This window comes from Vibrio kasasachensis, from assembly GCF_050337565.1.
Taxonomy (GTDB): Bacteria; Pseudomonadota; Gammaproteobacteria; order Enterobacterales; family Vibrionaceae; genus Vibrio; species Vibrio kasasachensis.
Genome location: NZ_JAKJTB010000009.1, coordinates 221,998 through 235,497 on the forward strand (window position 1 = coordinate 221,998; position 13,500 = coordinate 235,497).

11 protein-coding genes are annotated in these 13,500 nt (G+C 41.9%); 6 read left to right on the forward strand and 5 right to left on the reverse strand.

Annotated features, from left to right (window positions below; all coding sequences use genetic code 11):
• The first annotated feature begins 196 nt into the window (after nucleotides 1–196).
• Nucleotides 197–931, forward strand: a complete 735-nt coding sequence (locus tag L4C38_RS03865; RefSeq protein ID WP_428796215.1) for a 5-oxoprolinase subunit PxpA — start codon at nucleotides 197–199, stop codon at nucleotides 929–931.
• A 76-nt stretch (nucleotides 932–1,007) separates the two neighbouring features.
• On the opposite strand, the gene L4C38_RS03870 is transcribed toward L4C38_RS03865, so the two are convergent.
• The 3 genes from L4C38_RS03870 to L4C38_RS03880 all read right to left on the reverse strand — a co-directional run bounded on the left by L4C38_RS03870 (nucleotide 1,008) and on the right by L4C38_RS03880 (nucleotide 5,845).
• Nucleotides 1,008–2,444: an FAD-dependent oxidoreductase gene (locus tag L4C38_RS03870; RefSeq protein ID WP_428796216.1), complete on the reverse strand. Its 1,437-nt coding sequence runs from the start codon at nucleotides 2,442–2,444 to the stop codon at nucleotides 1,008–1,010.
• A gap of 288 nt (nucleotides 2,445–2,732) precedes the next feature.
• Complete coding sequence (locus tag L4C38_RS03875; protein WP_428796217.1) at nucleotides 2,733–5,171, reverse strand: ABC transporter permease; 2,439 nt, start codon at nucleotides 5,169–5,171, stop codon at nucleotides 2,733–2,735.
• Nucleotides 5,171–5,845 (reverse strand): ABC transporter ATP-binding protein, encoded by a 675-nt coding sequence (locus L4C38_RS03880; protein ID WP_428796218.1) that lies wholly within the window; start codon nucleotides 5,843–5,845, stop codon nucleotides 5,171–5,173. Before L4C38_RS03880 ends, L4C38_RS03875 begins: the two co-directional genes overlap by 1 nt.
• On the opposite strand from L4C38_RS03880, the gene L4C38_RS03885 reads away from it, so the two are divergent.
• The 4 genes from L4C38_RS03885 to L4C38_RS03900 all read left to right on the forward strand — a co-directional run bounded on the left by L4C38_RS03885 (nucleotide 5,844) and on the right by L4C38_RS03900 (nucleotide 11,563).
• Nucleotides 5,844–6,446: a GDSL-type esterase/lipase family protein gene (locus L4C38_RS03885; RefSeq protein ID WP_428796219.1), complete on the forward strand. Its 603-nt coding sequence runs from the start codon at nucleotides 5,844–5,846 to the stop codon at nucleotides 6,444–6,446. The genes L4C38_RS03880 and L4C38_RS03885 overlap by 2 nt on opposite strands.
• A 75-nt stretch (nucleotides 6,447–6,521) precedes the next feature.
• Nucleotides 6,522–7,721: an enoyl-ACP reductase FabV gene (gene fabV / locus L4C38_RS03890; RefSeq protein ID WP_428796220.1), complete on the forward strand. Its 1,200-nt coding sequence runs from the start codon at nucleotides 6,522–6,524 to the stop codon at nucleotides 7,719–7,721.
• A 201-nt stretch (nucleotides 7,722–7,922) separates the two neighbouring features.
• Entirely contained in the window at nucleotides 7,923–9,836 is a 1,914-nt protein-coding gene (locus tag L4C38_RS03895) for a sensor domain-containing phosphodiesterase (RefSeq protein ID WP_428796221.1), read from the forward strand.
• 71 nt (nucleotides 9,837–9,907) lie between these two features.
• Nucleotides 9,908–11,563, forward strand: coding sequence for a P-loop domain-containing protein (locus L4C38_RS03900; RefSeq protein WP_428796222.1), 1,656 nt, complete (start codon nucleotides 9,908–9,910; stop codon nucleotides 11,561–11,563).
• Between the two features lie 66 nt (nucleotides 11,564–11,629).
• Here L4C38_RS03900 and L4C38_RS03905 read toward each other — a convergent pair whose 3' ends face one another.
• Nucleotides 11,630–12,253: a DNA-J related domain-containing protein gene (locus L4C38_RS03905; RefSeq protein WP_428796223.1), complete on the reverse strand. Its 624-nt coding sequence runs from the start codon at nucleotides 12,251–12,253 to the stop codon at nucleotides 11,630–11,632.
• A 253-nt stretch (nucleotides 12,254–12,506) separates the two neighbouring features.
• Between L4C38_RS03905 and L4C38_RS03910 the strand changes: the two genes are divergently transcribed.
• A complete protein-coding gene (locus L4C38_RS03910) occupies nucleotides 12,507–13,124 on the forward strand; it encodes a DUF2238 domain-containing protein (protein WP_428796224.1) in 618 nt (205 codons plus the stop codon).
• Here the strand turns inward: L4C38_RS03910 and cutA are convergent.
• Nucleotides 13,088–13,408 (reverse strand): divalent-cation tolerance protein CutA, encoded by a 321-nt coding sequence (cutA, locus tag L4C38_RS03915; protein WP_428796225.1) that lies wholly within the window; start codon nucleotides 13,406–13,408, stop codon nucleotides 13,088–13,090. The two genes, L4C38_RS03910 and cutA, sit on opposite strands and share 37 nt — an antisense overlap.
• Between the last annotated feature and the right edge of the window lie 92 nt (nucleotides 13,409–13,500).

Consider the following 13,500-nt stretch of genomic DNA (forward strand, 5'->3'; position numbering starts at 1 on the left):
AGTTAGAAGACGGTTGCTTCCAATATTTGCGCATAAGCGAAGTTTACTGTTTAAAGCGGCGCGGTAATCACAGACTTTTCATTCAAAACTGAGGTAAATTTGTGGCTGCGGCCAGCACAAATTATCGACATGATGTAGTGTTGCTAACATCACTAATCTAATATAGCTCGTATACGCTTGGGAAAAGGAATGAGTGATGATTAAACAAACAATCACCTTAAATTGTGATATGGGGGAAAGCTATGGGCAATGGGTTAAGGGTAATGACTCCCAAGTGATGCCATTGATCGATATGGCGAACATTGCCTGCGGATTTCATGCTTCCGACCCTAAGACAATGGCAGATACGGTCAAGCTTGCTATTCAACATGATGTCAAAATTGGCGCACATCCCAGCTATCCTGATAGATTAGGTTTTGGTCGACGTACTATTCCAATGAACAGTGAAGAGCTTACGTATACATTGATTTATCAGATTGGCGCGTTAAAAGCGATGTGTGAAAGCTTCAATACAGAGTTACACTATATTAAGCCTCATGGCGCGTTGTATAACGATATGATTGAAGACCATTCGATTTTCGAATCCGTTGCCGACGCCGCGTCATGCTTTGCTCTACCACTCATGATGTTAGCACATCCTGATAATCAACCCTTTCTTGATATCGCTGATCGTTATGAAGTGCCACTGTTATTTGAAGCGTTCGCAGACCGAGCTTATACGAGTAATGGAATGCTTGCTCCACGAGCTCAAGCAGGCGCAGTGTTGACTGATTCTGAATCGGTTCTCAATCAGGTTGAACAAATTATTAACTATGGCAAATTGGTAACCATTGATGGGGACGTAATTCAAATTGAAGCCGATACCATTTGTGTCCATGGCGATAACCCTCAGGCGTTGCAAATACTTGAAGATTTACGCGCAAGTTTTTGAGTGCGTACCAGCCCAGTTTTCTCGATGCACTAAAAAGCCAGCAATCGCTGGCTTTTTAAATGTTACTAAGGATTCATTAATAGCCGTACACATCAGCAAGTTCAACAGGGTAACCACGACTCGTAGCAAGTTGCTTTGCTTTATCCACTACTTGCTCTTCAGTTAGCGCGCATGCCTTTGGGTGTAATTGTTCAATTGAACCACCTAAACCATGAGACAATTGCCATTTTGCGCTAATCTTACGCACCGCTTCTAAAGCTGAAGAACCTTTAACAACTTCAATTCGAGCATAGTTTGTCGCAGCAAACGAGACGTCCGCCGCTCGCAGTGTTTCATCTTGACCGGGAATCTGCTGTGCTCCATAAAGCGGAATACCATACTCCTGCGCATTAGCGTAACTCGGTACAAAACGACTCATATGCTTGATGGCTTTCTCACTACGATCGACGCGTACTTCTTCTGACCAACCTACACTGATTTTTCGAGCTAAACGCAAAGGCAATCTGGGTTGCGAAGATTCAGCATTGGTGCTCACTAAACCATCTTCAAATAATGTTATTTCTTGAGTCATACCATGCAGTTGAAACACTGAGTTAGTGTAAGGCGTTAGTTGTGCCATCCCGTTTTCGGTGCCACGCGGTCCATGGAAGATAACTTCTGGCCAAAATTGTGTATTTTGATTCCACTTTGTAACGTACGCGGCCTTAAACTCGACCATTCTTTTACGAGGTGTGCTCGCCAAATCATCAACAATGCCCGTTTCGAATCCGCATGCATTAATGACATAATCATAAGCTTGTTGGTAACGCTTGCCGTCCACTTCCATTGTAAGTAGCCATTGTTCACCGTCCCAATTCATATCCGACAAGCGAGTATTTATATTTAGTGCGCATTTTGGCATTTGCTCTAGAACTAGCATTGCCGAAGCTGCAATCCTAAACACACTCCAACCAAACTCGTTGACCGCAACAACCGGATACTTAATATTCTCAAGATCAACGTGTTGGGCAAATGGAACAAGCCAATCATCATAGTCTACGGGGTGCGCTGTTTGCTTCTGACTCCTGAGTGCGACCAAATCTTCACGGCTATAAAGCTTAAAATAATCTTGCGGTGCACCCAACACCTCGTTCGCCTTATCTTTATCTACCAATGATTGATACACAGTACGTATTTGATTCAAGCGAGGAACAAGCTCTAACGGATCACCATCATCACTATGAGGTACAACGATCAACGTCGGTCGTCGATTAAGAGTGTGAGGATATAATCGAACAGATTCAATCGACTGCGAGAGTAAATCAATACACTGCTCTACTGATATTTCTCGGTACAAATTCCCACCGGCGTGTAAATGGCAAATTGGTGGACCACTTACTAAGCTGCTATTTTTTTCTATCAGATCGACGTTAACACCGATCTCAGCGAGATGTAGGGCAGCGGTTGCTCCTGCAATCCCACCACCAATTACTGCTACTTTTAGGTTAGATGTTTGATCAAATTCTTTAGTCATTTGAGTTTGTAATTCATTATTTCTGACGACATTTTAGTGCCTTTGCACTGATAAGAAAAACACATTTTTTGCAAGGCAATTTAGGCTTCATTTACTCATAAAAAAAACGAAAAAAAGCTTGACGCATTTTCAATAGATTCCGAAAAACGACTCTGTGTGCATAATAACTTAGCCCAAAACGCGGGTTCTATTGGCTTAGCGCGTTTTGAGTTATATTCACCCTAATAAGTTATCCCTAACTTTATCCACAAGTTCTGTGGGTAACTGATTCATTTAACGTATACAATATCAGTTAAAGTCTTTATTTATAGGGACTAACAAACGTTTCATGAGGCTGTTCACAACTAAACCAAGTGTGCAAAAAGCCAGCAAAGGTAACAAGATCCACAGTGGATAATGCAGCCGAGTTTCTAGACCAAAACCAAAGTTCATGATTGCTGCAACTACTAATTCAGCGCCAATTATAGCAATGAAACCCGCCACGAGCGCCATCACGCCATACTCAGCCCAAATGGTTCGAACAACCCGTTTTTTACTCGCTCCTAAAGTGCGATAAAGTTGTATCTCACTTTGCCTTTGCCCAAGGCTCAATCTCAATAAAGTAAATATCAGGATCGCTCCCGCGATGACACTTAAACCAGCCAGCATCGTCACTGCCCACACAATTTGTTTAACCAACTCTTGTATTTTTGCACCCATAACTCGAATATCCATCAAGCTCACAGTTGGGTGTTGCCTTGAAAGCATATTGAGTAACTGATCATGGGCTACATCAACTCTGAAGCTGACTAAATACGTCGTCGGAATCTGCGACAAAACATCAGGAGTAAAAATAAAATAAAAGTTTGGTTTCATATCGCGCCATTCAACCGCACGTATAGAGTCGACTCTCGCAGACACTTCTTGGCTGTTTATGACAAAACTAAGTTGATCACCCAATTCGATGCCTAAATCAGACGCTACTTCTTGCTCAACTGAGACCCCCCCTGTTTGCTGCCAACTCCCTTTAAGTAACTCGTTGTGCTGTGGAATTCCGTTAGAAAAGGTAAAATTGATTTCTCTTCTCAATGAATCGTTGTCATTACCACCTTGTGAGTACTGTTTGGCATCTTGACCATTTATGTTTGACAAGCGACCTCGAATAATTGGGTAGGCCTCTGAACGAACGATCGAATTGTCATCCAGCACAGCTAAATAAGCATCTTTTTCATAAGGCGCTATATTCAATGCAAACGCGTTAGGCGCATCATCAGGGAGCGTTCGTTGCCAATCAGAAAGTAGATCGGTTCGAACTAGCCACATTACCGCCAAAAGCATCAGTGATAACGCCAACGCACCAAATTGGACTCCGGTGGCAAACGAGGAGCGATTAATACGGCTCAACGCCAATTTGAACTCAGTGTTTAATGGAAGCTTGGCAAGTAAACGTGTAGCAATAAGGCTGAATAAACCTAACACAACAAATAAAGTTAGCATGCCACCAATAACCAGCCATACCAACAAATTGCTGCTATACACAATTAGCATTGGAACCACAGGGAACAACACCAGTGCGTAAGACCATTTATTTATTTTGGTTACTTGTGGCTGCATAACATTAACAGCGTTAATGCGAAGTAAATGTATAAATGGAATACCTAATGCAGGGATCGCAATCAGCACGCTCGTAGCTATAGAGGTAAACACAGGCGCAAAACCATAATTTGGTAATGGTGTAGGCAATAAGTCCGCTAAAGGAATACGCAAAAGATACTCCAAACCAACGCCCAATAACGAACCAATAACTGATGCCCATACCAATAAAATCACAATTTGAATGGTTAACCAGCGAATTAACCATCCCTTTCTTGCCCCGAGACTTTTAAGCATTGCGATGGTTTTCTGTCTGGTCGAGACATAATGCTGACAAGTAAGAACCAGTGTTGTTGCCGCCATAATCACAACAATCGCAACGGTCAGAGATAAATATTGTTGTGTCCGCTGAAACATGTCATTCGTTCGACTTGCACTATTTTGATCGCGCCAGGAATCACTTGGCGTCAACTCTATCCCTTCCTTAACCTTTTCAATTTGTTGTGCGTTACCGTTTAGGTATAAATTGTAGCGGACACGGCTACCAAGTTGTATTGCACCCGTTTTATTGAGATCGGCTTGGTGTATATACGCTGAAGGCATCTGTTGAAAAGGGTTGAAACTAAGCCCTGGCTCTTCTACGACTCGCCCTGTTACTGTGAAATCGGCATCACCAACAGTGACAATGTCACCTTCAACCACATTTAATTGAGCGAATAGTCGTTCGTCTAACCATAGCTGTGAAGGTAGAACTTCATTGCTAAGTTGCTTAGATCGGCTCAATTTTAGCTCACCTTGCAATGGATAGTTACTTTCTACAGCTTTAACCGTCACCAGCTTCATTTCTGTATCACTAAACGCCATCGTGGCAAAACGAACTAAACTAGAGCTCTCCAGCTCTTGCGAATCGACTTGTGCAATGAGCTTTTGTGGGAATGGGTTCGAAGAGGAATAGAGACTGTCGGCAGTAAGAGCTTCCTTACCTTGTTTGACGATCACCTGCTCCATACGCTCTGTTAGAGCCGTAAGCGCAAAAATTGACGCGATTATCAGCGTAAGCGCGATAGAAACAGGCCATAGTTGACCGTGCTTTATTTCACTAATACTCCAATTATATAGATACTTATTCAATTTGGAGTGGCTAATTTTCTGCATTACTCCGCCTCCAACAGCCCAGCTTGAATGGTCAAAGTTCGATCACATTTCGCAGCTAATGACATGTCATGAGTAACAAGGACGAGCGTTGTACCATGCTTTTGATTAAGTTCAAACAGCAAATCAATCACTTTAGTCGCCGTTTTCTGATCCAAATTACCGGTAGGTTCATCGGCAAACAGGATTTTAGGTTCAATCATAAAAGCACGGGCCAAAGCTACACGCTGCTGTTCTCCGCCAGACAATTGCGCTGGTGAATGATGCATTCGATGCCCTAAACCTACCGACTCAAGTAAGTCACTCGCTCGTTGTTTGTTCTCTGCCTCACCTTTCAATAAACATGGCAGAGTCACGTTGTCCAACGCGGATAAACTAGGTATGAGTAGGAAGCTTTGAAACACGAATCCAACCGATTCGCTGCGTATCGCTGCTCTTGCCTCGTCGTCGAGTTGCGATAAAACGTGTCCAAGGAGTTCAACATCGCCCTTGCTCGGAGTATCAAGCCCAGCAAGAAGGGTCATCAAAGTCGATTTACCCGCGCCAGAAGTGCCTACAATCGCCACGGTTTCACCAGAGTGAATCTCAAGGTCTACATTTTTTAAGATTGTTAAATCTTCTTGATTAGTGGAAACTGTCTTCTGTAGAGACGTTGCCTTAATTACGGATGTTTGCATGTTACGACTTCTTTCCTTACTTCTTGCCTGTATTGTTATTAATCCCGTGGGAGCAACAACACTACTCGTCCTGGGTGATAGCTTAAGTGCAGGCTATCAAATGCCTCTCGAAAAAGCTTGGCCTAGTTTATTACCAAATATGATGGCAGAAAAAGGTAAGCCGATAAATGTGATTAATGGCAGTATTTCCGGAGATACTACGGGAAATAGCTTAGCTCGATTACCAAAACTCCTCACCGACCATAACCCAGACTACGTGTTAATTGAACTTGGTGCCAATGACGGTTTACGTGGTTTTTCACCGCGTACCATTGAAAGCAATCTTTCTTCAATCATTTCCCACATTAAAGCGGCGAATGCGGCACCGGTATTAATGCAAATTCACGTATTACCAAATTATGGTAAGCGTTATACCCAAGCATTTTCGGCCTTGTATCCAAAAGTTGCCGACCTGCATCAAATTCCATTATTGCCATTTTTACTAGAACCCATCTTACTTGATCACCCTCAGTGGATGATGGAAGATGGCTTGCACCCAAAACCAGACGCGCAACCGTGGATCGCAGAATTTGTTTCTAAGCAGTTAATAAATCACCTCTAATTGCCATAGCTCAATAAAATTTACCAAGCTTTACGTTACCGTTGTTCTTTAGACCTGTTGGTTTTGGAGACAACAATGATAATTAAACCAGAAATATCGGGTGTGGTTGCTCGGAGTGCCCATCCATTGGGCTGTGAAAAAGCAATCCTTGAACAAATTGATTACGTAAAAAAAGCCAGTCAAATCAAACAAGGTCCTAAGCGCGTTCTTATTGTTGGTGCTTCGTCAGGCTTTGGTCTTGCTGCTCGCATTGCTCTAACTTTTGGTGGTTCTAATGCCGACACTATCGGCGTTTCATTTGAACGCGGACCTTCTGATAAAGGCGTTGGAAGCGCTGGTTTTTACAACGATCTGTATTTCAAAAAATACGCAGAAACAGCCAATCGCCTTGCCATCAACATTCACGCTGACGCCTTTTCCCCACAAACAAAGAAAGATGTCATAGAAGCTATCGAAACCTATTTTGAAGGTGAGGTTGATCTCATCATCTATAGCGTAGCAAGCGGCGTTCGTCCTAATTATCAAACTGGTGGGCAATGGCGTTCAACAATCAAACCGATTGATGAAGCAGTCACTGGTGCTTCAATCTCATTAGAAGATGACTCATGGAATGAAAGCGTACTTGAAGCGGCAAACCAGACCGAAATTGATGAAACTTTGAAAGTGATGGGAGGTGATGACTGGGAGGCGTGGATCGATGCTCTGATCAATTCGGAATCGATTGCACAAGGGTGCCAAACTGTTGCTTTTTCTTACATCGGTCCTGAATTAACCCACCCTATCTATCTTGATGGCACATTAGGACGAGCGAAAGTCGACTTACATCAAACCAGCCATTCTCTCAACTTAAAACTGGTTAATTTTAATGGTGGTGCCTACGCAAGTGTTTGCAAAGCACTTGTCACTAAAGCAAGTGTGTTTATTCCCGGCCTAACACCTTATTTAATGGCGCTATACCAAGTAATGAAACAGCAAGGCACTCATGAAGGATGCATTGAACAGATGCAACGCCTGTTTTCAACTAAGTTATATGGCGTTGACAAAGTTCCCGTAGACGGAGAGAGGTTGATTAGAATCGATGAACTTGAGTTAGATTCAAATACACAGACTCAAGTTAGACAGTTAGTTGAGTCTATGAATGCAACGAATTTTTCTCAGCTTGGCGATTATGAAGGTTTGAAACGAGAATTTATGAAAATGAACGGGTTCTCGTTTGATAATATTGACTACGATTCGGATATAGACCTTAAACAATTGATTAAAACACTTAGTTAAGTATGCCCCTGCCTCCTATACGCAAATATGAAGCAAGCTCGTCTCGTTAATGAGACGCAACAGAACAACATTCAGCTCCCTCCTTAAATTGGGGGCTGAGTTTGTTAGAGTGTCATACAATCAATGAGTGATTTTAGTACTATGATATAAATAGGAGCACGGAGAGCTCTTTTTTGGCTTTAGCCACAAAGGACTACATTAATGTCAAAAATTAGCACAAGCGATTTATCTATTCCAAAAGCAATGAGTGATAACTGGCAAAGAATCGTCAATTTGATCGCTGATCTTATTCCAATACCTGCTGCACTTATCATGCGCGTACATCGCAATACAATTGAAGTGTTTTCTTGCAATCAAAATAGCGTCCATCCCTATACTGCAGGTGATAGTGAATCATTAGGTAAAGGCCTGTATTGTGAGTACGTGATTGATCAACAAAAACGACTTACCGTTGTTAACGCATTAAAAGATCCGGATTGGAATGACAATCCAGATATATCGCTTGGTATGATTTCTTATTGTGGTTTTCCTATTAACTGGCCGAACGGCGAAGCATTTGGTACCATTTGTGTACTAGATTCGAAACAACAACAAATTTCAGAAACCGCAGCATCGCTTCTAGAAAGCTACAAAGAGTCGGTTGAAGCGCAACTTGCCACTCTTTATCAGAATGAACAGCTGAAACAACTCAATTTCGAACTTCAATCAAGGGTCAATACACGCACTCAAGATCTGGTCGATCTTAATTTTTCCCTAAATCAAGAAATTGATAGACGACAGGCGGCTGAAAGAAAAATTATTTATCACCAACGGCATGACTTAGGGACCGGCTTTTTAAACCGAAATTCATTAGAGTTTGAAGCATCCAGAGCCGTTGATATCGCTGTTGAACATTCCAAACTCGAAGTTTCTGCAATCCATATTGGGTTCAGTAATGGCAAGCTGATTCAAAGCAAATACGGCTTTGCGGTGTGGGAAAGCATACTCGTTCAGCTGAGAGAAAAATTAGGTTACCTTTGCCGCTATCATTTACAAACGGCAAGACCGACTTCCACCGAGCTAGTCTTCTTACTAGAATCACAAAACTTGAGTGAAGACCTAGAGCAATTTTGTTCACAACTGGTTGAAGTGGGCCACAATGAATTTGACGTAGAGGGGGAATCACTTCACTTACACAGCTATGTTGGTATCAGTAGCACCAAGGATGCAACGTCGGGTGATCAATTATTACAGCATGCCTCAGAAGCCATGCGCTCTTGTAAAGACTCTGGTCACAAGCTAATTTATTACTCCAAAGCTATATCCCTTGTTCAAAAAGATTTAAACCACTTAGAAAACTACTTACTTCAAGCTGTTCGCAACGATGATTTATTGCTTTATTTTCAACCTAAAGTTTCGCCAAAAACCCGTCGTTGGACTGGAGCCGAAGCATTACTTAGATGGCGTCACCCCGTTTTGGGCAATATTTCAAACGAAGCTCTTATTAAAATTGCCGAAAAAAATGGTCTAATTTTCGAAGTTGGGAATTTTGTGTTACGTTCAGCCATCGCGAAAGCATCGGAATGGTCCACAATGCTGCAAGATTTTAAAATTGCAGTCAATATCTCAGCGGTTCAGCTCAAGAATATTCATTTCGCAGAACAGATTGAAGATCTTCTAACCGCTTATCAGTTGCCAGCCGAATATCTCGAACTGGAGGTAACCGAAAGCACCCTAATCGCAGATGAACAAGTGGCGCTTAACACGCTTTTATCGCTCCATCGCCTAGGAGTGACGTTGTCACTAGATGATTTTGGTACAGGGTACTCTTCATTTGATTATCTGAAAAAATTCCCTTTTGATGCGATTAAAGTAGACAAGAGCTTCATAAAACAACTAGACAGTAGTGAGCACGACCGAGCAATTGTCCAGTCGATCATCAAGATTGCGAAAAAACTTAACCTTGCTATTACAGTAGAAGGGATAGAAACCCAAAAGCATGAAGAGTTCATCATCAATGAAGGATGTGAGTACGGACAAGGCTTTTACTACGGCAGACCTATGCCCTGCGATGAATTTGAGTTATGTTTACTCAGTAAACACTACCCGGAAAGAGTAAATCAACCCTTTCAGTAGCTTAATCCTTTACTCCTAGGCGTGTGATTTTTATAATCGCCGCCTTATTATCTTCCTATTGTGAGTTCACTATGGATCTATTGATCGCAACTCTTAAAAAAATCGAAAAACAGAATTTTCGCGCCTACCAACAAATCAAAGGCTGCTATGACCTAACTGACTTCAAACTGTTTGTCGATTACGTGCAAGGCGACCCTTTCGCGTCGGCTTCTAGATTGCGTGCAATCCGTCCTTGGTCTTTAACTGGACTTGAATGGCTAAAAGAACAATCTCCCACTTATCAAATCGCAGCGCGTGACTATATCGCTCGTAAATTTGCTGAGTTTGCTAAGCCAGAATCACACATTAGTATTGCCCTTTCAGGTCAAACGGTCTTAGACTCAACCTCTGTCGTTTTTACTGAAGAAGGTATCGAGCTGCGTTTCCGTGCCAATCTTCCTGCAGATGGTCGTTCGGTGTTAGGTAAAAAAGCCATCAACATTCTTACTTTTCACCTGCCTAAGTTCATTCGTCGCTCGACAATTGAACGCGAGATTGACCGTGCAGCGTTAGAGTCTCATTGTCAAATCATTGAAGACCAAGAAGCAATGAGAGCGCAATTGGAAGAGCGCGACTTAGTTGCGTTTATTGGTGATGGCTCTGTTCTGCCACGCTTTGCTGGTAACAGTGACTTACCAATGAAAGATGCGGTTGAATTTGTTGCACCAGAATCATTAGCTGTGACTCTTTCCACTCCAAACCAAGGTGAAATCCGCGGTTTAGGTATTCCTAAAGGAATTACGTTAATTGTTGGTGGTGGTTTCCATGGTAAATCAACGCTCTTAACAGCAATCGAACGTTCAATCTATAACCACATTCCTGGAGATGGTCGTGAACGCATTGTCACCAACCTAAACAGCATGAAAATCCGCGCTGAAGATGGACGATGTGTACACAATTTAAATCTTTCCAACTATATAAACCATTTACCAATGGGCAAAGATACAGCTGACTTCTCTACCCAAGATGCATCAGGCTCAACCTCACAAGCTGCTTGGCTGCAAGAGTCCATTGAAAGCGGTGCGCAAAGTTTATTGATTGATGAAGATACTTCAGCAACTAACTTCATGATTCGTGATGAACGCATGCAAGCTTTGGTTAGCAAAGGTGATGAGCCTATTACCCCACTAGTTGATCGAATTGGACAGCTGCGCGATGAACTGAACGTTTCTACTATCATCGTTATGGGTGGTTCAGGTGATTACCTTGACGTTGCTAACACAGTAATTCAAATGCATGACTACCAAGCTGTTGACGTAACAGAAAAAGCGCAACAAGTTATTATTCAGCACCCAACACAACGTTCAAATGAAAGCGAAACGCCACTGGTTACCTTCAGACCGCGTAGTCTCAACCGCGCTGCGCTGCAAGTTATTTTAACCGAAGGTAAGTTCCGTGTGGCAGCAAAAGGCACCGATTCACTTCGGTTTGGTAAAGAGTTTGCGGATCTATCCAATTTAGAACAACTTGAGTCTAGTAGTGAAGTTAATGCGATCGGTTGGTTGTGGTTCCAACTTGCCCAGCTACCAGGTTGGTCAAGCAACCCAGCTAAAGAAATCGCACAAATGCTCAATGGCGATTGGCATCAAACAATGCCAAGCCAAGGTGATTTGGCGAAACCACGAGTACTAGATGTAATGGCTGCGCTAAATCGAATGAGAAAATCGCAGTTTAAAGCATCCAACTAAGACAAAAAAGCGCCCAAGAGGCGCTTTTTTACAATAGAACGATCGATTTTTACGGACTGAATGAAGCTAAGACGCTCGTAATACGGTCCAAGCTTCGCAAACTAATCGGAAATGGTCACTATTACCGCTTTGTCTATCTGGGTGCCACTTTAAAGCCAGTTTACGCCAGCGTTTACGTATCTCTAATTCACTCGCGCAATCACTCAATTCAAACACTCTTAATGCTTTAGAGCGAGTAATATCACCTACATCTAGTCCCTCACTGCCTACGTATTTTCGATATCGAGTCCAAAACTGATCAAGCAAACGACGAATTTCTCCGTCCTCCGCTTCGTAGTTTGACCACTGTGTGTAATAGTCCCTTAGAGGGTCATCACATTCAATATCAACATTTAAATATCCGGCTCTATTTGCCAGCAAAGCGATATCCATAGATTCAACTTGAACATAGTGCTCGGGGAGCAAAGTTTGCTGAAGCTGATAAAGTGCATTCATGATAAGGAAGTTGCGTTTAAACAAGTCTTTGTCCGGCTTACTATCAAGTACAGGCATTAAATTTAGTTCAATAAGCTCCGATGCCAATGTGTGAACTTTCCAGCCTTTGGACTGTTTCTTTAATACTTCTAAAATAGGCCAAACAAGCGGATTTTCAATCTCATTGACGTTGGCAATAGTGCATTCTTGCTGCATAAATTCCTGTTCACCGGTGAGTTCTTACAGTCTAGTGTAGCTTACTCATTTTCGTTTTGAACGTTCAACAAAATTTGTGAAGCCCTATTTACTTTTGAACTAACCCCTCAATTTTCTATTATCTAAACCAACGACAATCATTTCTCAATACTTTCATTTATATCTCAACGCAATAAAACAGCGTGCAATTAACAATTGCACGCTGTTTTATTGGCGTGTATGATTGGGCTTCATTTGCTGAAGGAACGAACATATGCATGCTAAAAACAGTACAAAAATACTTTTATTATTATCACTTGCCTACTCTTTAGTATTTTTGTTCTCAGCCATTTCCCCTGTATCTAGGGCGGTATGGTTTGCCGAAATCATCCCCGTTATTGCTGTATTAGGAATAATTTGGTGGGTTTCAAAACGCTTTGTTTTTTCCAAGACATCTTATGTATTAATGTTCGTATGGATCTTCATGCACACCATTGGCTCAAAATATACATTTGCTGAAGTACCATTTGATTGGTTCAATAACCTAATTGGTTCTGACGATAGAAATCATTTTGATCGCGTAGCCCATTTCTCTATAGGGTTTTATGCGTACCCAGTTGCCGAGTATTTACTACGAAAACATGCGGTAAAACCTACAATAGCGATTTTATTTGGTCTATTTTCAATCATGTCGCTCGCCGCAAGTTACGAAATAATTGAATGGTGGTATGCCGAATTAGCCGGTGGTGAAGAAGGTATCGCATTTTTAGGTTCGCAAGGCGATATCTGGGATGCACAAAAAGACATGCTGATGGATACCCTTGGAGCTATCTCATCTCTTGTTTTATTGAGTATTCAGCAACGAGTATTTTGCTCCAACCACGCTAAGTAAGGGTTGAAACCATCAATAAATGGTAATTTAACCACTTGCGGAACATCATAGTTGTGTATTTTCACAATCAGCTCTTCCAGCAATGAGTAACATGCAGATGTTGTTTTAATCACTAGTAGGATTTCATCATCACAACATAGCTGTTGTTGCCAAACATAATGACTTTCGATCGGCATAGTCTGAATGCAAGCCGCAAGTTGATTGTCAAATATTGCGGTAATCAAGGCCTGCTTGCTTTCTTGACTATTGGTTGTCGTCAAAACGATACAATAAGAATCTTTCATTAGTAACTCAATTGTCTGCTTATAATGCGGTTCAGGTATGTTGCTTTTGGAACCAGCAACTTATTAATGACTTTAAATGTAATAGAATTTGC